Source organism: Pseudomonas sp. Pseusp88 (genome assembly GCF_047303955.1).
GTDB lineage: Bacteria > Pseudomonadota > Gammaproteobacteria > Pseudomonadales > Pseudomonadaceae > Aquipseudomonas.
On sequence record NZ_JBGLYM010000014.1, the window covers coordinates 53072 to 79498 of the forward strand.

A 26427-nucleotide genomic window follows, 5' to 3' on the forward strand; every position below is an offset into this window, starting at 1 on the left:
CATTGAAGCGAGCACGACGGTGGTGCTCGCACAATGAATCAATGGACATTTTCATTCATGCCAATCAGTCAAAAAATCAGCAAAGGGATCTTCGCCGCTACCACCCTGCTACTGTCGTGCATCGCCAGCGCGCAAACGCCGGACAGCCTGCAAACCCTGGTCGACCACGCCGTCCTGCCCACCATGAAAGCCCAGAACATCGCCGGCATGGCGGTCGCAGTGATCAAGGACGGCAAGCCCCGCTACTTTTATTACGGCCTGAGCTCCCGGGACACCATGGAACCTCTGAGCCGCTACACCCTGTTCGAGCTGGGTTCGATCAGCAAGACCTACACCGCTACCCTTGCCGCCTGGGCCCAGGCCCAAGGCAAGCTGCAACTGACCGACATCGCCAGCCAGCATCTGCCCGCACTCAAGAACAGCGCCTTTGCCGGTATTCGCCTGCTGAACCTGGCCACCTACACCGCAGGCGGCCTGCCATTGCAGTTCCCGGACGCCTACGACAGCCAGGACAAGATGCTCGACTACTTCACCACCTGGAAACCCACCGAAGCCGTGGGCGCCCGGCGCCAGTATTCGAACCCGAGCATCGGCCTGTTCGGCTACCTGGCCGCGCAAAGCCTGGGCAAGCCGTTCAACGAGTTGATGGAGGGCAGCCTGTTTCCCGAACTGGGCCTGAAAAGCAGCTATATCGATGTGCCCAAGACAGAGATGAGCTTCTATGCCCAGGGCTACACCAGGACCGATCAACCGATTCGCCTGAAAGGCGGTGCGCTGGCTGCCGAGGCCTACGGTGTCAAGACCAACCTGGAGGACATGACCCGCTTCGTCCAGCTCAATATGCAAGCCATGCAACTGCCCCTGCCTCTGCAACAGGCCATCGCCATCACCCATAACGGCTACTACCGCGTAGGCGACATGAGCCAGGGGCTGGGCTGGGAATCCTACGCCTGGCCCCTGAGACTCGATGCCCTGCAAACCGGCAATGCCCCGGAAATGGCCAGCCAGCCCCATACGGTGCAATGGCTTAGCCCGGCACAAGTGCCGGAGGGCGACGTGCTGTTCAATAAGACCGGTTCAACCAACGGCTTCGGCAACTATGTGGCGTTCGTACCGGGCAAGGGTTTGGGCGTGGTGATACTGGCGAACAAGAACTATCCCAATGCGGATCGGGTGAAGATTGCCTACGAAATACTCCAGGCTGCGAGCCGCTAGCCTTTTAGCTACAAGCCTCAAGCGGCAAGCTGAACGCCATCCGCCTCCAGCTTGCCGCTTTGCTCATGCATCCCTGAGCAAGTCGTGGGCATTGAGCAGCGTATAGGCAATCTCAGGTCGCTTCTCCATCCCCCGGCGAATCGCCGCGGGAATGGATGCCCGGGTCTTGCGACACAGGCCCGGCAACTCATCAATCCGGATCTGGATACCGCGCATGCTGCGCACTTCGCTGAAGCCGGGAGCAATTTCCAGGCGAATGCCCAGTTGCTCGTAGAGCCGGCGCTGCATGTGCTCCAGATCCGGCAGGCTGGTGATGTTTTCCAGGCGCTCGAGCAGGCGCTTTTCCTCCTGCTTCGTGAGGCAGAGGATGCGCAGTTCGGTGCCTGACAGCTGCTCCCGTCCGCAGTCGCAGACACCGGGTGGACAAGGTTGACGAATGGGCTGGCTCATGACTGCCGATCATAGCCGCAAGCTGCTCAGAATGCCTGCTGGCTCCGATATTCGACCGTCAAATGAGAAACCTCATGCACCGGCGCCAGACGGCGACGAATGCTTTCGGCATCGCTGGCGGCATTGCCCAGCACACTGACGATGGCCGCACAGACACCGGGGCCGACACGCCAGACGTGCAGATCGGTAATCCGCGCTTGCCCACCCGCCTCGACCAACTCGCGAATCTCCTCGGCCACGTGGGCATCGGTGCGATCCAGCAGCACCCCGGCGGTATCACGCATCAATGTCATGGCCCAGCGTGCAATCACCAAGGCGCCGACAATACCCATCGCAGGGTCCAGCCATACCCATCCCAGATAACGCCCGGCCAACAAAGCGGCAATGGCAAGAATCGATGTCACCGCATCGGCCAGTACATGGATGTAGGCCGAACGCAGGTTGTTGTCATGGCCGTGGCTGTGATCGTGGCCATGATCGTGTTCGTGGTGGTGATGATGGTGATGGCCGCCGGACAGCAACAGCGCACTGACGATATTGACCAGCAGGCCGACCACGGCGATCAGCGTCGCGGTGGCGAACTCGACGTGGGTCGGTTCGAACAGGCGCAGCAGGGACTCAATGCCGATACCGATGGAAATCAACCCAAGGATCAGTGCCGAGGCGAAGCCGCCCAGATCCCCTACCTTGCCGGTGCCGAAACTGAACGCGGCGCTCGCCGCATGGCGACGGGCGTAGGCATAGGCCGCAGCGGCAATCGCCAGGGCGCCAGCATGAGTCGCCATGTGAAAGCCGTCGGCCAACAGCGCCATGGAACCGGTGAGATAACCGGCGGCAATCTCGCCGACCATCATCACCACAGTCAGGGCGACGACCCACAGCGTACGCCGCGCATTGGCATCGTGAGCATCGCCGAGGAAGACATGGCTGTGGCTGCCATCGCTATGTGTATCAGTCATGGGGTTGTCCTATTTCGAATAACGGCGAATGGCAGTGATCAACTCTTCAACGCCCTGGCCCCGTTCGGCATCGGTCAATCCGGGCGCGGCGACATGCTCGCGGGCATGGGCTTCAACGATTTCATCCATCAGGCCATTGATGGCGCCACGGGTCGCGGCGACCAGATGCAGGGTCTTGGCACAATCGTCTTCGCCCTCGATGGCCCGCTCGACAGCCTGGATTTGCCCGGCGATGCGCCTGACTCGCTTGAGCAGTTCGTCCTTGCCAGATGTAAGATGCGACATACCATACCTCCCCTACCTATATGGCGCGCATCTTCACAGAGTTAAAGGCGCGAAGCAATCGCTGAGGTTGCGGATATATGCTTATCACCTAAAGATATTTAAATATTAATTCTTATACCTTTAGAGTCGACATCCAGTTCCGCGCAATGGTTTGCGTCCTTTGATCTGCGACGATCAGGCATTGCGCTCCTCCTTCCTCCCGACTCTCCAGGCACCCGTGATGAAAGGCATTAAAGCGCTGTCGTTTTCCGCTGTTCTCGGTTCCGCCGTTCTACTGAACGCCGTGTTCTCATTGTCGGCTTCGGCCGGGTTACTGGAGAAGGGTCGCAGCAGCGGCCTGACCGCCGGGATCGCCAACGAACAGCCCTATGCCTATATCGGCACCGACGGCAAAATCACCGGCGCCAATATCGAAGTACTGCAGGCGATCCTCACACCTCTGGGCATCAGCAAGATCGACACGCCGATCACCGACTTCGGCTCGCTGGTCCCGGGACTGGCCGCCGGGCGTTTCGATCTCATCGGTGCGGGCCTGTTCATCAACAGTGCCCGCTGCAAAGTGATCGGCTACTCCAACCCTGTGACCCGCTCCGGCGGTGCCTTTATCGTCAAGGCCGGCAACCCCTTGAAGCTGCACAGCCTCAAAGACGTCGCCAGCAACGGCAAGGCGCGCCTGGCGACCCAGCCCGGCAGCAACCAGGTGCAGGAAGCCAAGGACAGCGGCATCGCCACCGCCAACGTGGTGCTGTTCGATAAGGACACCGAAGCCGTTGCCGCGCTGGAAGCCGGGCGCGTCGACGTGGTGTATTTCCCCGATGCCGAGATCATCAGCCTGGTGAAGAAAACCAATAGCCCGACCATCGAACGCGCCCTGCCGTTCGAGCAGATCCCCGATGCCGAAGGCAAGCCGACCTGGAATTACCACGCCTATGGCCTGCCGAAGAACGACCCCGCCTTTATCGCGGCCTTCAATGAACAATTGGCCAAACTGCGCGCGTCCGGTGAGCTGCTGAAGATCCTGCAAAAGTACGGCTACACCGAGAATGAGCTGCCTGCCGCAGATATCACCGCCGAGCAGCGTTGCGCGCGCTGAGATTGGGTAGCTTTTGTGTGGGACCGGCTTAAGCCGGGAAAACGAGAGGGCTGGCGCAAGAAATGTAGCGATCCTGCCTGCCCCTTCCCGGCTAAAGCCGATCCCACATCGGATCTGTGTTTATTGCGCGATCGCGCGCTGTCATCTGCATCTACCACATGCCTTAACCCACACGAGTACAGGCCATGTTCTTCGATTCTCCGGCCATGGATACGGCCCGCTTCATCGCCAGTCAACTGGCGAGCGGTGCCTGGGTCACGCTGAAGATCACCTTCTTCGCCGAACTGATTGTCTTGCTGCTGTCCTTTGTCATCGCCCTGATGCGCCTGTCGCCCTGGCGTGTGCTGCGCTGGGCGGCGACGCTGTATGTCGAGGTACTACGGGGGATTTCGGCGCTGGTCCTGCTGTTCTACCTGTTCTTCATTCTGCCGTTGTTCGGTATCAGCCTGTCGCCCATGACCACCGGGATACTCGGCCTTGGCCTGACATTTTCGGCTTACGGTTCGGAAATCGTCCGCTCGGCGCTGGTCAACGTCAGCCTTGGCCAGCGCGATGCCGTGCGCGCCCTGGACTTCAGCCCGCTGACCGCTCTGCGCCGGATCATCCTGCCCCAGGCCTTGCCGTTCATGCTGCCACCTTTGGGTAACCAGTTGGTGGAGCTGATGAAAACCACCTCGCTGGTATCACTGATTACCCTCACCGACTTGACCTTCTCCGGCGCGCAACTGGTGACTACCTTGGGCCAGCAGAGCCTGATCTGGAGCATCGTGCTGCTCTGCTACTTCGTCATGGCCTGGCCGCTGAGCTGGGCGGTACGCCGCTACGAGCAGCACATCAGCGCCTGGCGCCGTGCCGGGAGCAGTTCATGAATTTCGACTTCGCCTTTGCCTGGTCGATCGTGCCAGAGCTGCTGCAGGGCCTGCTGGTGACGGTACAAGTCGTACTGCTCGGCTTTGTCCTGGCGGTGCTGGTCGGCTTGCTGCTGGCCCTTGCGCAACGTGCGCCTGGCAAGCTGCTGCCAAGGTTGTGCCGCGCCTACCTGAGCTTCTTTCGCAATACGCCTTTGATGGTGCAACTCTACGTATTGTTCTTCGCCCTGCCTCTGGCCGGTCTCACCCTGCCCGCCTTCAGCACCGGGATCATCGGCCTGGGCCTGTATTACGGTGCTTACATCGCCGAAGCCTTTCGCGGCGCCATCGACGGTGTGCCTGCCGGGCAATGGCAGGCCGCCCGGGCGCTGGACTTGGACAGCGCTACCACCTGGCGAAGGATTATCCTGCCGCAGACCGTCAAACCCATGCTGCCCATCCTGGGCAACTACCTGATCGGCATGTTCAAGGAGACGCCGCTGCTGGCGGTGATCACCATTCCCGAGCTGTTTCAGGCGGCCAAACAGGTGGCAGGCATGACCTACCGCTACAACGAGCCCTACACCCTGATGGCACTGATGTTCCTGCTGATCAGCGTGCCGACATCCCTATTCTTCAACTATCTGGAACGCCGCCGTCATGTCTGACTTCCAACCCATCCCCCGCATGGCACCCGCACAGATCCAGTTGCATCAAGTGGTCAAGGATTTTGGCTCGACGCGGGTCATCGATCATCTGGATCTGAGCATTCCCCAAGGCCAGAAAGTCGCACTGATAGGCCCTAGCGGCTCAGGAAAGTCGACGGTCCTGCGTCTGATCAAGGGTCTGGAAAGCTATCAGCACGGCAGCATCGAAGTGGCGGGCGACCCGGTCCTGGCACCTAAAAGCCGCTGGCGCTGGCCCGGCGCGAACAAGCCCGCCGTGGTGCATCGGGTCGGCATGGTCTTTCAGCAGTTCAACCTGTTTCCGCACCTGACCGTACGGGAAAACATCACCGAAGCACCGCTTCAGGTCTTACAGGTGAGCCATGAAGAAGCCCAGGACCGCGCCGCCCACTATCTGGGGTTGGTCGGCCTGGCACACAAGGCCGATGTCTACCCCAGCCAGTTATCCGGCGGCCAGCAACAGCGTGTGGCCATTGCCCGCGCCCTGGCCATGCGTCCGCAAGTCATGCTGTTCGATGAAGTCACCTCGGCTCTCGACCCGGAACTGGTCGGCGAAGTGCTGGCGGTAATCCGCGCCATCGCCCACGAGCAGCAGATGACCATGCTGCTGGTCACTCACGAAATGAAATTCGCCCAGGATATCGCCGACCGCGTGCTGTTCATGGAAGGTGGACGCATCGTTGCCGACGGTTCTGCCGAACAGATCCTGCTCAATCCGGATAACGAGCGCACCCGGCGGTTTCTCAATCGAGTCGAGCAGCGTTGAGCGAGGAAAGGCACCCGGCCAACGAAATATAAAATATATGAATTTATAATTTTTATAAAATACATTTAATTCATAATTAACTTATTCCAAAAAAGACTTTCACTCCGGTTTTTTATAGAGATATGTTCACTCCATAGAGACCGACCCCATGCCTGGCGGAGGCCGTAAACCACGACCACCAGGAGCACGTCTTCATGAGTTCACGTCTGCACCAGAGCGCCACCCTCGGCGACCTTACCCTGCCCAATCGCATCATCATGGCCCCCCTGGGCCGCGCCCGTTCCGACCACGACAACCGCCAACCCCTGCCCCGCGTCAGCACTTACTACCGTCAGCGGGCCAGTGCCGGGCTGATCATTTCCGAAGCCACGCACGTATCCGCCGAAAGCGTAAGCCGACCCGGTGGCTCGGCCATCCATGACGACGCTCAGGTCGAAGCCTGGAAGCCGGTCACGGCAGCGGTTCATCGCGCAGACGGGCGAATCTTCCAGCAGCTGTTCCATCTCGGGCGCAAGGCGCATTCCTCACGCCTGCCCGACAACGCCCTGCCCATCGCGCCTTCGGCCATTGCCGCGGTAGGTGAAGTGCCGACCACTGACGGCCTGCAACCCTTTCCTGTACCGCGCGCCCTGGCCCGGGATGAAATCGCTCAGCGGGTCAACGATTTCCGCCTGGCTGCACGCAACTCAGGTCGGGCGGGTTTTGACGGCGTGGAAATCCATGGCGCCAACGGCTACCTGATCGACCAGTTCCTGCGCGATGGCAGCAATCATCGCGATGACGACTACGGCGGCCCGGTGGAGAACCGCGCACGCTTTCTGCTGGAGATCGTCGACGGCGCGATTGCCGAGTTCGGTGCCGGTCGGGTCGGCGTGCGGATCTCACCGCATTTCGCCGTGGATGGCATCAGTGATAGCGATCCCGCTGCGCTCTATAGCCATGTAGCCCGGGAATTGCAGGCGCGAGGGATCGCCTACCTGCACCTCATCGAGCCGGATGCCATCGCTGCGCAAAAGCGCCTGGCGCCAACGCTGCGCGAGCTGTTCAAGGGCGCGCTGATACTGGCCGGCGAATTTGATCAGCACAGCGCGCAACAGGCTATCGAGCAAGGCCGGGCCGACTTCGTCGCTTTTGGTCGCTTGTTCATCGCCAACCCGGATCTGGTCGAGCGTTTCCGCCAGCGGACCGCGCTCAATACCCCCGATGAGGCGAGTTTCTACGTCGGCGGTGATCAGAGCTATATCGACTATCCGTTTTTGCAGGACGTGCGCAGCAAACACCCTGTATCGGCCTGAAGCCGGCGCCTACGGGCTCTGTGTCTGCTGTGCCATCAGGGCCACGACGCCATCTTCTGTAAAAACATCCAACCTCAAAGGACATGAATCATGAGCAAACGTCAGCTGCATTTCGGCGCCATCCTCACCGGCGTCGGCACCGACCAGCAGGAATGGCTGCACCCGGAAATCCCTGGTGACGCCAGCATCGATATCGACTGGTACAAGCAACAGGCGCGAGCCGCCGAAGCCGCCCGGTTCGACTTCGTGTTTATCGTCGACAGCCCCTACATCACCCCGGATTCGGCGCCGCACTTCCTCAATCGCCTGGAGCCCCTGACCCTGCTCTCGGCCCTGGCCGGGGCGACGGACAAGATCGGCCTGGTGGCGACCTTGACCACCTCCTATACCGAGCCCTTCAACGTTGCCCGCCAGTTCGCGTCCCTGGACCAGATCAGCCATGGTCGTGCGGGCTGGAACGTGGTCACCACCGGGCTGGAAGGCGCAGCGGGCAACTTCGGCCGCGAACAACATATCGACCATGGCGAGCGTTATCGACGGGCCCTGGAACATGTGCAGGTGGTACAAGGCTTGTGGGACAGTTACGAGGACGATGCTTTCCCTCGGGACAAGGCGCACCAGCGCTTTATCGACCCGAGCAAGCAGCATCGCCTGAATCATCGTGGCGAATTCTTCTCGGTCACCGGACCGCTGAATATCTCCCGTTCAACCCAGGGTCAGCCGGTGATTTTCCAGGCCGGGGTTTCCGAATCCGGGCGCAGCCTGGCGGCCAATATCGCCGAAGGGATTTTCGCAGGCGTCGATAACTTCGAGGATGCCAAGGAGTACTACGCCGATATCAAGCAACGCACCGCCCAGGCCGGACGCGACCCGGCGCAGGTACTGCTGTTCCCTGGCATCAGCCCGATCATCGCCGACACCGATGAACAGGCACTGGAAATCCAGCGCGCTCGCGATGGCGAGATCGATCTGGGCAAAGCCCTGGTCCAGTTGGGCCGCCCGTTCAACTACCACGACTTCAAGCAGTACGAACTGGACGCGCCGTTCCCTGAACTGGGCGATCTGGGTAGTAATGGCTATCGCGGCCATGCCGAGCGCATCAAGCGCGTCGCCAAAGAAAAAAACCTGAGTCTGCGCGAAACCGCCCTGCGCTTTGCCCGGCCATTTACCGGCTTTGCCGGCTCGCCCCTGACCGTGGCCAACGAGATCGAGCGCTGGTTTACCGAAGGCGCGGTGGACGGCTTCAATATTCGTATCGGTGCGCCCAGCGAATTCGCCCGCTTCACCGATGAAGTCCTGCCGATCCTGCGCGAGCGCGGGCTGTTCCGCAGTGAATACGAAGCCAGCACCCTGCGCGGTCATCTGGGCATCGACGTTCCGCAGAACCGTCATAGCGTGCAGACGCCATTGGCCGCCAGCGCCTGACATCGCCGCTGCCCCTTGATCGGGGCAGCACCTTCTCAACCATCACCAGACTTTGCCAGCTGTACCCGGACCAAGGGCCAGTGCCAGTTTTAATGGACTATTGCCGACATGCCCGACACTTTGACTCCTGCTGCAAGCAAGCCTTTTCCCATTTCTGCCTTGACCACCTCGCTGCTGTTGGCCGCCGCCTCGCCCTTCGCCGTGGCCGCCACCGATGACACGCATCTGGATACCGTCACCGTAATTTCCACTGGCGTGCGCGGGCAACAGCGCACCGTGGCCGACAGCCCGGCGCCCATCGACGTGATCAACAGCGACCAATTGCTCAAGACCGGCCGCGCCGAGTTGTCCGAGGCGATCTCCAAGCTGCTGCCGTCGTTCAATTTCGGTACCAATATCGCCGGCTACAACTCCGTAACCCGCCCCCTGAGCAACCGCAGCCTCGGCCCGGCCTACACATTGGTACTGGTCAACGGCAAACGGCGGCACAACGGCGCCACCGGCCAGCGCGGCTCTATCGATAACAGCGGCGCCAATGCCGTGGATATCGACCTGATCCCGGTCAGCGCCGTGGACCATATCGAAGTGCTGAAGGACAGCGCCGCCGCCCAGTACGGCTCGGACGCCGTAGCCGGGGTGATCAATATCATCCTCAAGTCTGGCAGTTCCGGCGGCCATCTGGAAAGCACCTACGGCAAGCTGTTTTCCGGCCAGGGCGAGAGCATCAAGGTGGCCGGTGACGAAGGCTTCAAACTGGGCGAAAGCGGCTACTTTCACTTGGCTGCCGATGCCCGCAAGCGCGGTGACGCCTCGTGGAACGGCAAGGCCGACAGCAGCGTCAAGGCCTTCAGGGACCCGGTCAAGGAAGCGGCCTGGGACCGGGTGGCGATCAAGAATGGCGACCCTGATCTCAAGGCCTTCAACCTGGCCTACAACGCCGAACTGCCCCTGGAAAATCTGACCCTGTACTCCTTCTCCACCTACGGCGAGCGCGATGCCGAGGCCGCCAACTATTTCCGCCTGCCCACCGGCACGGCAGCGGTGCCCGAAGTCTTCCCTGACGGGTATTACCCGCTGAATAACATCAAAGACCGTGACTATCAGTTCCTGTTTGGCGGCAAGGGCGAAGCAGCCGACTGGAACTGGGACCTGAGCACCACCTACGGACGCAACAACGTCCATCACTCCAGCGACCTGAATATCAACCCGTCCCTCGGCACGGCATCGCCGACCAAATTCGACAACCTGGCGACCTTTCGCTTTGAGCAGTGGGTCAACAACCTCGACTTCACCCGCCGCTACGACAGCCTGTTCAACCTGACGTCACCGGTGCAGGTGTCGGCCGGGGTCGAACATCGCTGGGAGCATTTCAGCACCTTTGCCGGCGAGCGCGAGGCTTATATCACCGGCAGCTATCCGGCGGCGTCCGGCGCCCAGGCAGCAGTAACCATTCGCCCGGAAGATGAAGTCAGCCTGATCCGCAATAATTATGCGGGCTATCTGGATCTGGGCTTTGACCTGACCGAACGCTGGTTCCTCGACGTTGCCGGGCGGGTCGAGCACTACGACGATGATTCCGGCAATACCTTCGGCCTGAAAGTGAACTCGCGCTATGAACTGACCGACAGCGTCGCCGTGCGCGGCACCGTTGGTACCGGCTTCCGCGCACCGTCCCTGACCCAGATCGGCTACACCGTGGCGGATAACCGGGTCGCCACCGACGTCAACGGTAACGTGGTCCCGGCCGTTACCCGCCTGACACCCTCCGGCAGCAACCTGGCCAAGGCGCTGGGCGGCGATGACCTCAAGCCGGAGAAGTCGCGCAACGCCGGGCTGGGCCTGACCTGGCAACCGGCACCGCGCACCAGTGTCACCGCCGACGCCTACCTGATCGATATCGACGACCGCATCGCCCTGACCAGCAATATCTACGACCAGGGCAATGGCGTGATCAACGACATCCTGCGTGCCCAGGGCGTGCCCACCGGCACCTGGGTCAACTACTACACCAACGCCTTCGATACCCGTACCCGTGGCCTCGACATCGTCGCCGACCACAGCACACCGCTGGATACCTGGGGCGATGTGCGCTGGAGCCTGGGTTTCAACTGGAACAAGACCACCATCGAAGGCGTACGGGATACGCCATCATCTCTGAGCAATTCCGGCGTGGTACTGGTCGGGCGTGACCGTGAAGGCGATCTCACCGAAGCTTCGCCCAAGACCAAGTGGATTCTCGGCGCCAACTGGAAGCTCGACGACCTGGCAGTGAACCTGCAGACCAGCCGCTACGGCGCGGTCAAGACCCTGGCGGTCAACCCCACGGGCGATCGCAGCTTTGGTGCCAAATGGATCACTGACCTGGACATCAGCTACACCTTCGTCGACCACCTGACCGTCAGCCTCGGCGGCACCAACATCTTCGATGTGCGCCCGGACAAGCACGCGGTGTACAGCAACCTCGGTCTGGCGCCGTACGGCAACCCGCCGTTTTATCCAGGCGGCGGTTACTGGTATACGAAGATTGCCTATGACTTTTAACAGCTACGGATGATCCGCCTTCAAAAACTCCAGCAGATCGGCAATCTTGTCGTCATCGCTGATGCCCCAGTAACTCATGCGCGTGCCGGGCACCACGGAGCTTGGGTCCTTGATAAAGGCCGGGAGGGTGTCAGCGCCCCAGACAATGCCCGAAGCCTTCATTGCCGGCGTGTAGTTGTAGTCTGCGGTGCTCCCGGCCTTGCGCCCGAACAGCCCATTCAATTCCGGCCCGAACGCCCCACGGGCTTCGGGGCCGACCTTGTGGCAGCGATTGCAGATGCGCATGTAGGTTGCCTTGCCCGCTTCAAAATCAGCGGCATCACAGGTGACGGTCAAGGCGGCCAGGGCCAGGGCGAACAGGGCCGTGGTTTTCATCATGGGTATTCTCGATCAAACCTGCAAACCGCTGATGATGACAGCTGCGACGCATAAATTCATTGACTCACGCCAATCTCGCAGGAAGTCCCGCCCCGTCTGCGACTCCGCGCGATCGCGTAGCGAAGACCTGGCAGGGGGCGGGAGCAAATCTGGTGCGAATTCATTCGCGAATAGGCCGCAATCGCCAGCAAGCCGGCTCCTGCGCGACCCCGCTGCGGCTCAGCTTTCCTGCTGCCCAAACACCTGAGAAGGCCGTCGCAACAAAGGATCGAACGGGTTGATCCGCGAGCCGATGGCAACGGCCTCGCGTTTGAGCATGTCCACCATGGTGGGCATGCGCTCGGGGTTGAGGCGGTCGCTGATGGTGGCCACGCTCAGGGCGGCCACGGCGCGACCTTCGCGGTCAAGAATCGGCACCGCCAGACCGGCCATACCCGGCAGCACATTGGTATTGCGCGCGGCGTAACCCAGCCGCCGGACGCTATCGACTTCCGAGCGCAGTAATACCTCGTCGTACAGGTGGAAATCCCGCAGGCGCGGCAGGTTGTAGTGGATCACCGTCTCGCGCTCGTCCTCGGGCAGGAACGCCAGGATCGCCAGACTGCCCTGCCCAACGCCCAAGGCCACGCGCCCGCCGATATCGCCAGTAAAAGTGCGGATCGGATAAGGGCCTTCACTGCGATCCAGGCAGATCGCGTCGAAACCACTGCGCGCCAGCAGAAACAGCGAGTCGCCCAAAGAAGCCGACAGACGCAATAGACTCGGCCGCGCCAATTCCCGCAGGTTACCAACCTTGCCCGCGTTGGCCGCCAGGGCAAAGAACTCCAGGCTCAGGCGATAGCGCTTGCTGCGCTGATCCTGCTCGACCATGCCTTCTTCCATCAGGCTGCGCAGCAAACGATGGGTGGTGGGCTGGGAGAGGCCGACCTGCTGGGCCAGTTGCGTGACACGTTCGCCCTCACCACTGCCACTACCGAGGCTGCGCAATACCGCGAACAGGCGGGAGACTGCACCAACGCCGACTTCTTTTACTTCTTCATTCCGATCAGTGGAATTCATATTTATCTTTTAAACCTTTTAATTCACTCATCGAATGAAACTGAAAATACTCGTTGATTCAGTGAAATTCCCTCTTTCGCGCATCCTAGCCTTCGTCCTACTCTGCGTCCACAGGGGCGATTTGAACAATCATCGGCAGCCAGCAAAGACTGAGCGCCAACGTCCAAAGCGGTAAGTCATTTCGCATCTGCCCATAACAAACGCACGCCTTTGCCGTGCACGAAAAAAGGTGGAACGCAGCTATGGCTTTTCTGCAACTCGAACGTCTGGGCAAGCGCTACGGCGCAATCGACGCCGTGGTCGCCACTGACCTGGCCGTGGACAAAGGCGAATTCGTTTCCCTGCTCGGCCCCTCCGGCTGCGGCAAGACCACCACCCTGCAAATGATCGCCGGCTTCGTCGAAGTCAGCAGCGGTCGCATCCTGCTCGATGGCCGCGACATCACCCACGCCAAACCCGCCAGCCGCGGTCTGGGTGTGGTGTTCCAGAGCTACGCGCTGTTCCCCCACATGACCGTGGCCGACAACGTCGCCTTCGGTCTGCGCATGCGTAAAGTCAGCCCCGCTGATATCCAGCAGCGCGTGGCTCGTGTACTGAAACTGGTGCGCCTGGACATGCATGCCACCCGCTACCCCCGTGAACTGTCCGGCGGTCAGCGTCAGCGCGTGGCGTTGGCCCGGGCCCTGGTGATCGAGCCGCCGGTACTGCTGCTCGACGAGCCGCTGTCCAACCTTGACGCCAACCTGCGCGAAGAAATGCAGTTCGAGATTCGCCGCATTCAGCGCGAAGTCGGCATCACCACCTTGATGGTGACCCACGATCAGGCCGAAGCCCTGTCCATCAGTGACCGGGTAGTGGTCATGCAGGCCGGGCGCATCACTCAGATCGACGCACCCTATGACCTCTACGAACATCCGCGCACCGAGTTCATCTCCGGCTTCGTCGGCAAGGCCAATCTGTTACAGGGCGACCACGACAGCGATGGCCGTGCCCAGGTTCGCCAGACACAAGGTAATGGCACCCTGACCCTGAGCCTGCGCCCGGAGAAAATCGATCTGGTGCCAGCGGGCGAAGGTCGTTTGCAGGGCAAGGTATTGACCCGTTATTTCCTCGGCAGCCAATGGCTGTATCGCATCGACACGCTGATCGGTGAAGTCACCGTAGTGCGCCGCAACAATGGTGATGCCCCTCTGGCCGAAGGCATCGCCGTCGGTCTGGACTGGCCTGCGCAGTTGTTGCGTGTGCTGGCTGCCGATGAGGTCCGGCCATGAGCATGCTCAGTGCAATGCGCCGGGGCGGGCGAGGTTATCTGCTGTCGGCACCGGCGCTGATCCTGTTCGTCAGTCTGTTGGTGGTGCCATTGGTGCTGACCCTGATCCTGTCGTTCAACGTGTTCGACTACGACACCGGGGTCAAGGACGGTGCCTACACCCTGGCCAACTACCTGGCCGTGGTCAGCGACTCCTACTTCTACGAGATTTTCTTCCGCACCTTCTGGATCAGCGCGTTGGTCACCCTGCTCTGCGTGGTGATCGGCGTTCCCGAGGCCTACATTCTCAGCCGCATGGGCACGCCCTGGCGCTCGATCTTCCTGATCCTGATCCTCACTCCGTTGCTGATTTCGGTGGTAGTGCGGGCCTTTGGCTGGAGCCTGCTGCTTGGCGCCGACGGCCTGATCAATCAGGCGATCCAGGCCCTGGGCGGCAATCCGGTGAAGCTGTTGTATACGCCGTTCGCCGTGGTGCTGGCGCTGGTCCACGTGATGCTGCCATTCATGATCATTCCGGTGTGGACCTCGCTGCAGAAACTCGACCCTGCCGCCGAACAGGCCGCGCTGTCCCTCGGTGCCAGTCAGGCCAGGGTGATGCGCAGTGTGGTGCTGCCCCAGGTCATGCCCGGTGTGCTGTCCGGCACATTGATCGTGTTCGGCCTGTCGGCCAGCTCCTTCGCCATCCCCGGCCTGCTCGGCGGGCGACGGCTGAAGATGGTCGCCACCGTGGTCTACGACCAGTACCTCTCCGAACTGAACTGGCCCATGGGCGCGGCGATTGCCGTGGCCCTGCTGCTGATCAACCTGCTGGTCATGTTGTCGTGGAACCGCATGGTCGAAGGCCGCTACAAAAAGACCCTGGGGGAATGAACATGTCGAGAAACGGCCCTCTGGCCCTGTCCTTTCACGCCCTGGTAGTGGTGTTCATGATGGCGCCGCTGGTGGTGGTCTGCCTGGTTGCCTTCACTCCGGAAAACACCCTGAGCCTGCCGACTGCGGGGTTCTCTCTGCGCTGGTTCAAGGCGGTGTTCGAACGCGCCGACTTCATCACCGCGTTCTATAACAGCCTGACCCTGGCCTTTGTTTCGGCGAGCCTGGCGACCCTGATCGCGGTACCCGCGGCCCTGGCCATCACCCGGTACAAGTTCCCCGGCCGCGACTTTCTCAACGGCCTGTTTCTGTCGCCGATCATCATTCCCCACCTGGTACTGGGCGTCGCCCTGCTGCGCCTGTTCGCCTTGATGGGGGTCAATGGCAGTTTTGCCTGGCTGATGCTGGCCCACGTAGTGATCATCGTGCCCTACGTGCTGCGTCTGGTGATTGCCGCCGCCATCGGCATCGACCGCAGCGCCGAGCAGGCGGCCGAGTCCCTGGGCGCCAGCCGCTTTACCCTGTTTCGCCTGATCACCCTGCCAATGATCCTGCCAGGCGTAGCCGGAGGCTGGCTGCTGGCGTTCATCAACAGCTTCGATGAGGTGACCCTGTCGATCTTCGTCACCTCCCCCGCGACCCAGACCCTGCCGGTGCGCATGTATGTGTACGCCACCGAATCCATTGACCCGATGATGGCCGCCGTCTCGGCACTGGTCATCGCCCTGACCGCCGCCGCGATGATCCTGCTCGACCGTATCTACGGGCTCGACCGCGTGCTGGTCGGCAAACATTAAGGAAGGCTCATGGCCCTGTTCAAACGTCTGGTCGAACACGACCGCCCGGCCCTGGCCTTCACCCTCGATGGTCAGCCCGCCAGCGGTTTGCTCGGCGACACTCTGCTGACCGCCGTGCTGACTGCCGAAGAGCACCTGCGCGGCAGCGATTTCAGCGCTCAACCGCGCGCCGGTTTCTGCCTGATGGGCGCCTGCCAGGACTGCTGGGTACGCCTGGCCGATGGCTCGCGGGTAAGGGCCTGCTCAACGCTGCTGGAAGCGGGGCAGGAAGTGAGTCGGGAGCCGGGGAGATGCTTATGACCGCGCACGTACAAAGCCATTGCAGGAGCGAATTCATTCGCGAATGCAGTATTTCAGAGCGCAGATATGCATTGGATGTACCCGCCTCTTCGCGAATGAATTCGCTCCCACAAATTTCCCCCTCGCAGAACTCGCTCCCGAAAAACAACCGTCTTAATTTCCAGAGTAATAGGCAGTGTGATGAATAAGCCCCAGGTCGTAATAGTTGGCGCAGGCCCTGCCGGCATCACCGCCGCCCGGACCCTGCTCGACCATGGCATACGCCCCTGCCTGATCGACGAAGGCCTGCGCGGTGGCGGGCAGATCTATCGGCGCCAGCCGCAGAACTTCAAGCGCGCGCCCAAGGACCTGTATGGCTTCGAAGCCGCCAAGGCCGTGACCTTGCACAATACCCTCGACCAACTGGCTGAACAGATCGACTACCGCCCCCAGACCCTGGTCTGGAACGCCGAAGACAATCGCCTGGATACTTTGCGTGACAAGCGCGCCGGGCAGGTCGAGTTCTCCCGTCTGATCGTTGCCAGCGGTGCCACCGACCGCGTTCTGCCAGTGCCAGGCTGGACCTTGCCCGGCGTCTATAGCCTCGGTGCCGCGCAGATCGCCCTGAAATACCAGGGCTGCGCCATCGGCCAGGACGTGGTGTTCGCCGGCAGCGGGCCGTTGCTTTATCTGGTCGCCTATCAGTATGCCAAGGCCGGGGCCAAGGTCCGCGCCGTGCTCGACAGTTCGCCCTTCAGCGCTCAGTGCCGCGCCCTGCCCGCGTTGCTAGGGCAACCGACTACCCTGGCCAAGGGCATCTATTACCGCAGCTGGCTTACCGCCCACGGCATTCCTGTGCATCAGGGCGCCGATCTGCTGTGTATCGATGGTGAGCGCCGGGTCAGTCGGGTGTCCTGGCGGCAGAACGGCCAGGAAAAGCACCTGGCCTGCGACGCCGTGGCCTTCGCCCATGCTTTGCGCAGCGAAACCCAACTGGCCGATCTGCTCGGCTGTGATTTCAGCTGGAATCCACTGAACCGCGCCTGGCTGCCTGAGCGCGACGCCGGGGGCCGAAGCAGCGTCAGCAATGTCTACCTGGCCGGTGACGGTGCAGGAATCATGGGCGCCGATGCCGCACAAATGGCCGGTGAACTGGCGGCCCTGAGCCTGTTGGCTGACGAAGGCCATGCCATCGACCGCACCCGCAGCGAGGATCTACAACAGCAGCTGGCGCGGATCAGCCGCTTCCGTCAGGGCCTGGAAACCGCCTTCCCCTTCCCGGAAGACTGGGCCCTCAACACCCCGGACAACACCCTGATCTGTCGCTGCGAGGAAATCAGTGCCGGGCAGATTCGGGCCACGGTCGATAACGGCCATTGGGAAATCAACCGGGTCAAGGCCATGTGCCGGGTCGGCATGGGCCGTTGCCAGGGACGCATGTGCGGTTCGGCGGCGGCGGAAATAGTTGCGCAACGCTGCACCCTGCCGGTGCAAAGCGTCGGCCGCCTGCGCGCCCAGGCGCCGATCAAGCCCCTGCCATTCGGGCTGGAGACTGAACAATGAGCGGTTTGATCAAGGTCGATGCCGTGGTCATGGGCGGCGGTATCGTCGGCAGCTCTGCTGCCTTGGCTCTGGCCCTCAAGGGCCAGCGCGTGGTCCTGCTGGAGCGGGATTTCTGCGGCTCCCATTCCAGCGGCGTCAACTACGGCGGCGTGCGCCGTCAAGGCCGTCCCCTGTCGCAACTGCCGCTGTCGCAGCGTGCCCACGCTATCTGGGGCAGATTGCGCGAGCTGATCGGCGTCGACGGCGAATACCTGCGCTCCGGCCATCTGAAACTGGCCCGCAGCGAAACCGACATGAACGCTCTGCGTGCCTACGCCGAGGCCAGTCAGGGCTTTGGTCTGGACCTGCAGCTGCTTGATCGCGAGCAACTGCGCGCACGTTTTCCCTGGGCCGGTGATGTGGCGGTCGGGGCTTCTTTATGTGCTGACGACGGCCACGCCAACCCGCGCCTGGTATCGCCGGCCTTTGCACAGGCAGCGAAACGGGCGGGTGCGCAGGTTTTCGAACAGGCCGAAGTGGTTGAGGTGGAGCACGATGGCCAGGCATTCCTGATTCGTACCGCCTCGGGCCTGCAGCTGCGCACACCCTGGCTGCTGAACTGCGCCGGGGCGTGGGCGGCGAAGCTGGCTGCGCAATTCGGCGAACCGGTGCCGATGCGCTCCGGCCACCCGGCCATGCTGGTCACTGAGCCGTTGCCGATGTTCATGGACGTCAGCACCGGCGTCGAAGGTGGCGGCATTTATGCCCGACAAGTGGCCCGAGGCAACTGCGTGCTCGGCGGTGGCCAGGGCTTTGCCCTCGACCCGGCCCGGGCCCGCCCCGGTCAGGCGGCGGTGTTGGAGATTCTGCGTAACGCCGTCGAACTCTATCCGCCCCTGGCCGGGGCCCAGGCCATCCGCACCTGGAGCGGCACCGAAGGCTACCTGCCCGACCGCGAACCGGTGCTCGGCCCAAGCCTCAAGCAACCCGGCCTGCTCCACGGTTTCGGCTTTGCCGGCTCCGGTTTCCAGATCGGTCCGGCCGCAGGTGAAGCTCTGGCCGAGTGGGTCTGCGCCGGTCAATCAGTCATCAACCTGGATGCCTTTTCCATCGGGCGCTTTCAACCTGCGCCTGTAGCTGAATCGCCATCCGTCTTACCCCATAACGTCATCCCATTGCACAGAGGAAGGTCGTCAACATGAAAAACATGCAACGCATCGCACTCACAGGCCTGTCATGCCTGCCCCTGGCCGCCCTGCTCGCATCCGCTCCCGCAGTGGCCGAACCGACGCTTTACCTGGGCATGAACGGCGGCACCATGGAGCGCCTGTACGCTGACCAGATCCTGCCGGCCTTCGAAAAGGCCAACAACGTCAAGGTGGTGATCGTGCCCGGCACCTCCTCGGACATCCTGGCCAAGGTCCAGGCCAACAAGGACAACCCGCAGATGCACGTCATTTTCCTTGATGACGGCATCATGTACCGGGCCATCTCCATGGGCCTGTGCGACAAGCTGCAAGACAGCGCGCCGCTTGCCGACATCCCGGCCAAGGGCAAGATCAAGGACCAGGCCGTCGCCGTGAACCTGGGCGTTACCGGCCTGGCCTACAACACCAAGATGTTCAAGGAAAACGGCTGGAGCGCGCCGACCTCCTGGATGGACATGGCCGACAAGCGCTACAAGGAAAAACTGGTGTTCCAGTCGATGTCGTCCTCGACCTTCGGCCTTCACGGTTTCCTGATGTTCAACCGTATTCAGGGCGGCAGCGAAACCAACGTCGAACCGGGCTTCAAGGCCTGGCCAAAAACCATCGGCCCCAACGTGCTGGAATACATCGCCAGCTCAGCGAAGATCTCCGAGATGGTCCAGACCGGCGAAGCCGCAATCTTCCCCCTGACCCCGACCGGCGTCACCGCCCTCAAACTCAAGGGCATCCCGGTGGAATACGCACCACCGAAAGAAGGCGCCGTGGTGCTCAACGTCGCCGAATGCGTGATCGCCAAGAACGACCAGCCGGAACTGGCACAAAAACTCGCCGCATTCCTCCTTACCCCGGAAGCTCAGGCCCCTGCGCTTGAACTCGGCGACCAGATCCCCTCCAACCCGAAAACCCCCACCACCGACCGTACTCGCGGCCAGGTTGAGGCAATGAACAGGTACCTGGAAACAGCGGTGACCATTGATTGGGATCAGGTCAACCAGTTGCGGCCGGAGTGGAATGCGCGGTGGAACAAGACGATTGAGCGGTAGTAGCTAGATATAGGAGTCCGTAGGACCGGCGCCATTGTTATCAACAACGCAAAGTCTACGGACTAACCAAAAACCTGTGGGAGCGAATTCATTCGCGAAAGCCGGATTTCAGACGCTACTAATGCGTCGGATGTACTGGCCCATTCGCGAATGAATTCGCTCCCACCAGATTTGCTCCTGTCCCCTGTCAAGCGCTCGTCTACAGTGCCTGGCGCCCCCTCTGCGTCCGAATCACTTCCAACACATCCACCCCATCACGCAGTAGCAGATACGCCGCATTGGCGAAACGTGGCAGATCGCGGTCGCAGGTATTGCTGAGGCTCAGGCAGGTCACGCTTTCGAGCAGGTCGGTGGCGACCTGAATGCGCTGGGTAGCGTAGTCGTGGAGGTCCTGGGGATCGGCGTGGGTGTCGATATACAGAGAAGGTGTGGCGCTGGTGAGGGCGGTGAGCGGGATATAGCGATTCATATGCATAATTGCGGTTCTCATGAGTTCAAGAACCGCCACCATCGTGACCAAACGATGGGTGGCGGACTGTGCACAGGTTGGTCAACCGGAGAACACGCAGCCGGCACGCCCGAAGGCGTCCCATACACAGCCGCCATGAAGCATGCCGACATCGAAGATGCCTGCCTTTCAAGGAGACGCATACGCGTGTTCTGACGGGTGACCAAACCCGGTCGCTGATTTTGCAGCGACGGCGCGAACTATAGGGATGCAGGTTGGACGACGCAAGCCTGCAAGCAGAAAACCCACTCGGTAGGAGCAAACTTGTTCGCGAGGCGATGTGTCTGACTCTGCGCGTAAGAAAAGCTCGCCAACAAGTTGGCTCCTACCTGATATTGGCCGCTGCATAAATTTTGTAGGACTTTTCCTTTTTTCTCCAGATTCAGCACTCATAGACATATTTACATACGCAACATTGCTGCATGGCAGAGAAAATATTAAACCTTGTCAAACACTCACTCGAATACTCGATGAATATGATAAGAGCCCATAATTACGCAATACTTTATTTTGAAAATCACCGATATGTAGACCTGACAAAACCCAACTCGCTAGCAGCAAAATTTATTGCAGAGCGGCTTGCTCGTGGAGACGACAGTTCGGATCCAGATGATCCGTCGGATGTACCGGCCTCTTCGCGGGCAAGCCTCGCTCCCACAGGGGGTGGCGGCGATTCAGGGAGCTAATTAAACACGATCAAAATATATTGATTGGATAATCAACAATCACCCGATACTCATCGATATTGTGGTCCACGGTTTTATAACCCTCGCCGCCTCTATTGGTCGCCCAGCGCAAACGCACGCCGAGGTTTTTCGCCGGGCCGCCCTGTACAACGTATTTGAGATCGACATCGCGTTCCCAGTGTTTGGCGTCGCTGCCGTCGGCGTTGTAGTAATAGTTGTAACCGGAGTCAGCGGCGTTGCTGGCGTTGCTCAAGTCCATGGTGCCGCGGGTGTAGGACACTGCCGAAGTCAGGCCGGGCATGTTCCAACCGGCGAAGTCATAGCCGTATTGCAGTTTCCAGGATTTCTCGCCGGGGGCGTTGAAGTCGGAGTATTGCTGGGAGTTATCCAGGTAGATGCTGTCGCCGTCCTGAATGTAGTCGAACGGGGTGTTGCCATTGACCTTCTGGAACGAGGTCACCAGGCTTTGATGACCGACGGTGACGCCCAAGTGCAGGCTGTAGGTGTTGTTGTCGATGTTGCCGAGCAAGGCCTGACCGCTGTCCTGGGTGCGGTAGTAATGGAAGCCGGGGTTGAGGCTGACCAGCTCGTTGAGCGCCCAGGTGTAGTCCAGGTCGTAGTAATACTGGTTCCAGATGTCCTTGAGTTGCGCAGCGTAGAGGCTGGAGGTCAGGCCCGGAATACCGGTGTAAGTGCCACCGGCCCAGCTCAGGTGCTTGCTTTCGCCGTTGTCCGGCAGCACGCCGTAGTAGGTGCCGATGCGGCCGTTGCCGCTCTGGTTGAACAATTTGTCGAAGCTGACCTGCCCGGCATCCAGTACCAGATGATCAAAGCTGGTGTTGTTCAGGCTGAACCCGCGAAAGGTCATGGGCAGCATGCGCGAAGCACCACCGGCGATGACCGGGTTGCTGAGGAACAGGTCACCGGCCTTGAGTACGGTATCGAAAGCACGCATCTTCAAGGCGCCACCCGCTGACGAGAAGGAATCTGGGGCATCGCCGTAGAGATTACTCTTGTTAGGGTCGGGTGCCGTGGTCGGCAGGATGCTGGAACCGCCGCTGCCGCCACCGCCGTCGAGTTTGAGGCCGAGCATGGCGTTGGCATCAATGCCCAAGCCGATCGGGCCCTGGGTGAAGCCGGATTGAAATACGCCAATAAAGCCCTGGCCCCACTCCTTGCTGTCCTGCTTGCCGTCGTGACGGTCGTGGTTGAAATAGTAGTTTTTCAGGTCCAGGGTCAGGCTTGAACCGTCGATGAAACCCTCCTTGGTTGCGCTACTGTCGTCGGCGTGGGCCATGACAGGCAAGGTTGCGGCGAGCGCGATAAATAACGGACTGAGTCGAAATGGGCGCATCACAATATATAAACCCCTTGGTAAATATTATTTAACTTTGGCAGTCTTTTATTTTCACCAGCCAGGTATTTTTTATTAGCCGGACCTTTATGCAGGCCGGTCTTTACACACTTATAAAAAGGCCGCTAAAACAGCGGCCTGGTAGTGTTGCGACAAGAGGAAGGGATCAGGTGTGACTGCCTTTAACGGAGTCAGTCGGTACGGCCGAAGCCTGCTGGGTCTTGAGGTCGTCTTTCTTGCTGTTCTCATAGGCTAGCTGCTGTTGCTCAACCTTCTGCTCCTGAGCCATTGCCCGGGAGGCAAAGACCGGCGACTCTTCGGCCATGGCCAGAGGAGCAAAGAGAAAGGACGATAATACCAATGCGCCAGCAATACGAATGGAGCGTGACATGATAACAACCTTCTTGCGTGTGCAAGTTTTGTGTGGACGAGTTCAATAATAGGAATCATCGGCACATGAACCAAGTGAAGAGAAAGTTAGGGATATTTATATTATTTATATGGAAGGTAATGAATTGGGCTGCAGGGCACGTTTTTAAAGCCTTGGCGATTTCATGCAAGAGATACTGGGCAGGGTGGGAGCGAATTCATTCGCGAAAGCGGTATTACAGACGACTGATCTGTGTCGGTGAACTGCCCTCTTCGCGAATGAATTCGCTCCCACAGGGCGCCGGTGATTCAACAGGTTTTGTGATGATTGAGAAGAGTCCTCAGTAAATCGCGCCATCACGCCCGATAACCACATTCCCCGGCAAACTGCGCGGCTGCTCCATCAACCAGGCATCCAGGGTATGGCCGATATGGGTCAGCACCGCCTGCTTAGGCTGCAACCGGGCAATACTATCCAGAGCCAGGGTCAGGTCATTGTGATTGCGCGGTGTCTGGGGTTGCGGCGGCATGGAGCAATCCAGCACCAACAGGTCCAATGGCCGTTGTTGCAACAGTTCGAGGGTGTTTTCCGGCAGGCCGACGGTGTCGGTGAGGTAGGCGATCAGGCGGCCATCGCCTTCGATCAGGTAACCGAAGGTGGGCTTGGAATGGGTCAGCGGTAGTGCCGTCACCCTGATCTCACCCAAGCCCCGCTGTTCGAAGGCGCTGAATGGCTGGCTGAAATCGAGAATCCCGGGGTGCTTGTACAGGTCGGCCAGCCCTTGCGGGTCAGCCGGGCCATGCACCGGAATGATCAACCCATGGCCCCAGCGCAGATGCAGCAGGCCCTGGGCGTGGTCGGCGTGGTAGTGGGTTTGCAGGATGCCGCTCAGACTATGGGGCGGGAAACGTTCGCCAAGGTCGGGCAGGCCACTGTCGATCAGCCAGCGTTGCCCGCCGCATTCGACCAGGGCGCTGCATGGCAGGCGGCGCAGGCCCAAGTCGGCGGTGGCTGCCTGACAAGCCGGACACTGGCAACCATAAACCGGCACCTGACGGGCATCGCCGGTACCGAGCAGGGTCAGGCGCATAAGCGGGCGTGGGTGACGTGATGCAGCAGCCGGGCAACGGTCTGTTGCAGGTCGCCGGAGTTGTCCAGCACCAACAGCCCAGGATGCTCGGCCAGCAGTTCCACAGTAAAACGCCCGTTGCGGGCCAGGCGGGCCTCGATCTCTTCCTGAGTCTCGCGACCACGGGCCAACAGGCGCCGGCGCAGCACGGCATCATCAACCTTGAGCAGTACCGCCAACAGTTGCGGATAGCGCTGCAAGGCCTGTGGCAGATAGCCCCGGGAGCCATTGACCAGCACATCCAGGCCCTGGGCCAGCCAGTCGTCGATCTCCTTGGGAATACCGTAGTGCAAGCCGTTGGCCTGCCAGCTCATGGCAAATTCGCCTTGGGCCTGCATGGCGCTGAATTGCTCTACGGTAACCGCCTGGGCGGCCTCCCCCACGGCCTCGGCCGAACGGGTAATCACCCGGCGCACGATCCGGCAGCCATTGGCCGCAAGATCGTCGCGCGCCGCGTCCAGCAGGCTGTCCTTGCCTGAACCCGACGGCCCGATGAGATAGATCAACCTGCCTGTCATCAAAACACCCTCTTTGCCTGCCGCCAGACCTGCTGGATCACCGGCAGCGTCCCCTGGGTACGCGCCTGCAACAGGTCGGCACGCAGCCCGACGCGAATTTCCCCGCGATCCTCAAGCCCGGCAGAGCGGGCGGGCGCGCGGCTGACCATATTCATCGCCTGGGGCAAGTCGCAATGGCCGTCCTCTGCTGCCAGGGCGAACGCAGCCTGCAGCAGGCTGGCGGGATAATAGTCGCTGGACAGAATATCCAACAGCCCTTGTTGCGCCAGCCCCGCCGCCGCCACGTTGCCCGAATGCGAACCGCCCCTTACGACATTGGGCGCCCCCATGAGCACACTCATGCCCAGGCGTCGACAGGCCTGCGCCGCTTCCAGTGTGGTGGGGAACTCGGCGATGGACATGCCATACCCGGCTGACTCCTCGACATGGGCCAGTGTTGCATCGTCGTGACTGGCCACCGACAGGCCGCGCTGCAGGCAGATCTCGACGATGGCACGGCGATAGCGATCGCTGTACTCCCGGGAGTTACCTACCTGCTCGACGATAAAACTGTCCATTTCCGCCGCCGACAGATGGTATTTGCCCATGTAGTACTCGCGATATTTGGACTCCAGCGCAAACTGGCGCTGGCCCGGCGCATGATCCATCACCGAGACCAGCTGCACCAGCGGCTGTTCCACCAGGTCGCGGAACACGCTCAGAGTGTCCGGGTGGCTGACTTCGCAGCGCAGATGCAGCAGGTGTTCTGCGCGGGTCTGCCCGGCAACCTGGGCCTTGGCGATGGCGTCGAGCATGGACGGCAGCTGCTGCATGCGCTTGCCCTTGGGGTTGACGTCACCAATGGACAGGGCGTCGAACACTGTGGTGATGCCCGCTGCGACGATCTGCGCATCGTGACTGAGCACCGCCGAGGCCGACGGCCAGTCGACGCCGGGGCGCGGCGACAGGTGCTTTTCAAGGTTGTCGGTATGCAGCTCCACCAGGCCCGGCAGCAGGTAGTCGCCCTGCAGGTCCACCGCCTGAGGCAACTGGCTGCGGCCCTCTTCCACCGCAGTGATCAAGCCGTCGCGCAGGACCACGGAGCCGAGGAACACGCGGTCGGCGGTAACCACCTGGGCATTGGTCAGGATCTGTTCGTTCAGCATGGCAGAGGTTCCTTGGCAAGGGCAGTCATGTCCAGGTGGCGGTTGGCAATGGCCTGGCGCACGTTCTGGTCGTGGAATATACCGATCAGGGCGGCACCGGCCTGACGGGCTTCATGCATCAGTTCCAGCACCACCTGGCAATTATTGTCGTCCAGGGATGCGGTGGGTTCGTCCAGCAGCAGGATCGGCCAGGGCACCATGAAGCCCCGGGCAATATTGATGCGCTGCTGCTCGCCGCCGGAGAAGGTCCCCGGCGCCAGCTGCCACAGGCGCCGAGGGATGTTAAGACGGCTCAGCAGGGCCTCGGCGCGCTCCCGGGCCTCGGCCTTCGACCAGCCCCGGGCCAGGGCCGGTTCCATGACCACATCCAGGCTGGCGACCCGCGGGATCACCCGCAGGAACTGGCTGACATAGCCCAGGGTCTGGCGGCGTACGGCCAGGACGTCACGGGGTTCAGCGCCAACCAGCTCCAGCCAGTCACCGTCATGCTGCACGCGGATGCTGCCACCGGCAGGCAGGTAATTGCCGTACAGGGTGCGCAGCAAGGTACTTTTGCCCGCGCCGGAGTCGCCGTGCAGGACCAGGCATTCTGCGCCGCGCACGGCGAAATTCAAGCGCTCCAGAACATTCAGCACCACGCCGTTCTGTTGATGCAGGGTGAAGGTTTTCGAGAGGTCGCGGACCTCGATCAGGTTGCTCATCAGGCAT

At 61.1% G+C, this 26427-nt stretch carries 27 protein-coding genes; 15 read left to right on the plus strand and 12 right to left on the minus strand.

What is annotated here, in order from left to right; translation table 11 throughout:
• The first annotated feature begins 57 nt into the window (after window positions 1-57).
• Complete coding sequence (gene ampC / locus ACCD02_RS18125) at window positions 58-1215, plus strand: class C beta-lactamase (protein ID WP_413304580.1); 1158 nt, start codon at window positions 58-60, stop codon at window positions 1213-1215.
• A gap of 63 nt (window positions 1216-1278) precedes the next feature.
• Here the strand turns inward: ampC and ACCD02_RS18130 are convergent, their stop codons facing one another.
• From ACCD02_RS18130 to ACCD02_RS18140, 3 genes are read right to left on the minus strand one after another with little or no spacing between them, the layout of a single operon-like run.
• Entirely contained in the window at window positions 1279-1665 is a 387-nt protein-coding gene (locus ACCD02_RS18130) for a hypothetical protein (RefSeq protein WP_413304583.1), read from the minus strand.
• 26 nt (window positions 1666-1691) lie between these two features.
• Complete coding sequence (dmeF, locus tag ACCD02_RS18135) at window positions 1692-2624, minus strand: CDF family Co(II)/Ni(II) efflux transporter DmeF (RefSeq protein WP_413304586.1); 933 nt, start codon at window positions 2622-2624, stop codon at window positions 1692-1694.
• Window positions 2625-2633: 9 nt separating this feature from the next.
• Complete coding sequence (locus ACCD02_RS18140; RefSeq protein WP_413304589.1) at window positions 2634-2909, minus strand: metal/formaldehyde-sensitive transcriptional repressor; 276 nt, start codon at window positions 2907-2909, stop codon at window positions 2634-2636.
• A gap of 220 nt (window positions 2910-3129) precedes the next feature.
• Here ACCD02_RS18140 and ehuB point away from each other — a divergent pair, with 220 nt between their 5' ends.
• The 7 genes from ehuB to ACCD02_RS18175 all read left to right on the plus strand — a co-directional run bounded on the left by ehuB (window position 3130) and on the right by ACCD02_RS18175 (window position 11563).
• Window positions 3130-4002, plus strand: a complete 873-nt coding sequence (gene ehuB / locus ACCD02_RS18145; protein ID WP_413304591.1) for an ectoine/hydroxyectoine ABC transporter substrate-binding protein EhuB — start codon at window positions 3130-3132, stop codon at window positions 4000-4002.
• Window positions 4003-4187: 185 nt separating this feature from the next.
• Window positions 4188-4871 (plus strand): ectoine/hydroxyectoine ABC transporter permease subunit EhuC, encoded by a 684-nt coding sequence (gene ehuC, locus ACCD02_RS18150; RefSeq protein WP_413304594.1) that lies wholly within the window; start codon window positions 4188-4190, stop codon window positions 4869-4871.
• The gene (gene ehuD / locus ACCD02_RS18155) at window positions 4868-5518 is read left to right on the plus strand and encodes an ectoine/hydroxyectoine ABC transporter permease subunit EhuD (protein WP_413304597.1); all 651 of its coding nucleotides are present in this window, start codon (window positions 4868-4870) and stop codon (window positions 5516-5518) included. The genes ehuC and ehuD overlap by 4 nt, the downstream gene beginning before the upstream one ends.
• Entirely contained in the window at window positions 5511-6302 is a 792-nt protein-coding gene (locus ACCD02_RS18160; protein WP_413304600.1) for an amino acid ABC transporter ATP-binding protein, read from the plus strand. Before ehuD ends, ACCD02_RS18160 begins: the two co-directional genes overlap by 8 nt.
• 194 nt (window positions 6303-6496) lie before the next feature.
• Window positions 6497-7597, plus strand: a complete 1101-nt coding sequence (locus ACCD02_RS18165) for an alkene reductase (protein ID WP_413304603.1) — start codon at window positions 6497-6499, stop codon at window positions 7595-7597.
• Between the two features lie 90 nt (window positions 7598-7687).
• A complete protein-coding gene (locus tag ACCD02_RS18170) occupies window positions 7688-9022 on the plus strand; it encodes an LLM class flavin-dependent oxidoreductase (protein ID WP_413304606.1) in 1335 nt (444 codons plus the stop codon).
• A gap of 108 nt (window positions 9023-9130) precedes the next feature.
• On the plus strand, window positions 9131-11563 hold the full coding sequence (locus ACCD02_RS18175) for a TonB-dependent receptor plug domain-containing protein (RefSeq protein ID WP_413304608.1): 2433 nt from the start codon (window positions 9131-9133) through the stop codon (window positions 11561-11563).
• Between the two features lie 3 nt (window positions 11564-11566).
• Here ACCD02_RS18175 and ACCD02_RS18180 read toward each other — a convergent pair whose 3' ends face one another.
• A complete protein-coding gene (locus ACCD02_RS18180; protein ID WP_413304795.1) occupies window positions 11567-11938 on the minus strand; it encodes a c-type cytochrome in 372 nt (123 codons plus the stop codon).
• A gap of 222 nt (window positions 11939-12160) precedes the next feature.
• Window positions 12161-13000, minus strand: a complete 840-nt coding sequence (locus tag ACCD02_RS18185; RefSeq protein WP_413304610.1) for an IclR family transcriptional regulator — start codon at window positions 12998-13000, stop codon at window positions 12161-12163.
• A gap of 242 nt (window positions 13001-13242) precedes the next feature.
• Here ACCD02_RS18185 and ACCD02_RS18190 point away from each other — a divergent pair, with 242 nt between their 5' ends.
• From ACCD02_RS18190 to ACCD02_RS18220, 7 genes are all read left to right on the plus strand, one after another.
• Window positions 13243-14271 (plus strand): ABC transporter ATP-binding protein, encoded by a 1029-nt coding sequence (locus ACCD02_RS18190; RefSeq protein ID WP_413304613.1) that lies wholly within the window; start codon window positions 13243-13245, stop codon window positions 14269-14271.
• Entirely contained in the window at window positions 14268-15140 is an 873-nt protein-coding gene (locus ACCD02_RS18195; RefSeq protein WP_413304616.1) for an ABC transporter permease, read from the plus strand. Before ACCD02_RS18190 ends, ACCD02_RS18195 begins: the two co-directional genes overlap by 4 nt.
• 2 nt (window positions 15141-15142) lie before the next feature.
• Entirely contained in the window at window positions 15143-15937 is a 795-nt protein-coding gene (locus tag ACCD02_RS18200; protein ID WP_413304619.1) for an ABC transporter permease, read from the plus strand.
• 9 nt (window positions 15938-15946) lie between these two features.
• Entirely contained in the window at window positions 15947-16237 is a 291-nt protein-coding gene (locus ACCD02_RS18205) for a (2Fe-2S)-binding protein (RefSeq protein WP_413304622.1), read from the plus strand.
• A gap of 180 nt (window positions 16238-16417) precedes the next feature.
• Window positions 16418-17779 (plus strand): FAD-dependent oxidoreductase, encoded by a 1362-nt coding sequence (locus tag ACCD02_RS18210; RefSeq protein ID WP_413304624.1) that lies wholly within the window; start codon window positions 16418-16420, stop codon window positions 17777-17779.
• Window positions 17776-18960 carry an NAD(P)/FAD-dependent oxidoreductase gene (locus ACCD02_RS18215; RefSeq protein WP_413304627.1) on the plus strand — a complete coding sequence of 395 codons (1185 nt, stop codon included), beginning with the start codon at window positions 17776-17778 and terminating at the stop codon, window positions 18958-18960. The genes ACCD02_RS18210 and ACCD02_RS18215 overlap by 4 nt, the downstream gene beginning before the upstream one ends.
• Window positions 18957-20009, plus strand: a complete 1053-nt coding sequence (locus ACCD02_RS18220) for an ABC transporter substrate-binding protein (RefSeq protein WP_413304630.1) — start codon at window positions 18957-18959, stop codon at window positions 20007-20009. Before ACCD02_RS18215 ends, ACCD02_RS18220 begins: the two co-directional genes overlap by 4 nt.
• Window positions 20010-20208: 199 nt before the next feature.
• Here ACCD02_RS18220 and ACCD02_RS18225 read toward each other — a convergent pair whose 3' ends face one another.
• The 7 genes from ACCD02_RS18225 to phnL all read right to left on the minus strand — a co-directional run bounded on the left by ACCD02_RS18225 (window position 20209) and on the right by phnL (window position 26420).
• Window positions 20209-20499: a hypothetical protein gene (locus ACCD02_RS18225; protein WP_413304632.1), complete on the minus strand. Its 291-nt coding sequence runs from the start codon at window positions 20497-20499 to the stop codon at window positions 20209-20211.
• 714 nt (window positions 20500-21213) lie between these two features.
• On the minus strand, window positions 21214-22560 hold the full coding sequence (locus tag ACCD02_RS18230; RefSeq protein WP_413304634.1) for an OprD family porin: 1347 nt from the start codon (window positions 22558-22560) through the stop codon (window positions 21214-21216).
• 163 nt (window positions 22561-22723) lie between these two features.
• Window positions 22724-22948 (minus strand): hypothetical protein, encoded by a 225-nt coding sequence (locus ACCD02_RS18235; RefSeq protein ID WP_413304636.1) that lies wholly within the window; start codon window positions 22946-22948, stop codon window positions 22724-22726.
• A 319-nt stretch (window positions 22949-23267) separates the two neighbouring features.
• Entirely contained in the window at window positions 23268-24017 is a 750-nt protein-coding gene (phnP, locus tag ACCD02_RS18240) for a phosphonate metabolism protein PhnP (protein ID WP_413304638.1), read from the minus strand.
• Window positions 24008-24574: a phosphonate metabolism protein/1,5-bisphosphokinase (PRPP-forming) PhnN gene (gene phnN / locus ACCD02_RS18245; RefSeq protein ID WP_413304641.1), complete on the minus strand. Its 567-nt coding sequence runs from the start codon at window positions 24572-24574 to the stop codon at window positions 24008-24010. Before phnN ends, phnP begins: the two co-directional genes overlap by 10 nt.
• Window positions 24574-25719: an alpha-D-ribose 1-methylphosphonate 5-triphosphate diphosphatase gene (locus ACCD02_RS18250; RefSeq protein ID WP_413304644.1), complete on the minus strand. Its 1146-nt coding sequence runs from the start codon at window positions 25717-25719 to the stop codon at window positions 24574-24576. The genes phnN and ACCD02_RS18250 overlap by 1 nt, the downstream gene beginning before the upstream one ends.
• The gene (phnL, locus tag ACCD02_RS18255; protein WP_413304645.1) at window positions 25713-26420 is read right to left on the minus strand and encodes a phosphonate C-P lyase system protein PhnL; all 708 of its coding nucleotides are present in this window, start codon (window positions 26418-26420) and stop codon (window positions 25713-25715) included. The genes ACCD02_RS18250 and phnL overlap by 7 nt, the downstream gene beginning before the upstream one ends.
• Window positions 26421-26427: the final 7 nt, after the last annotated feature.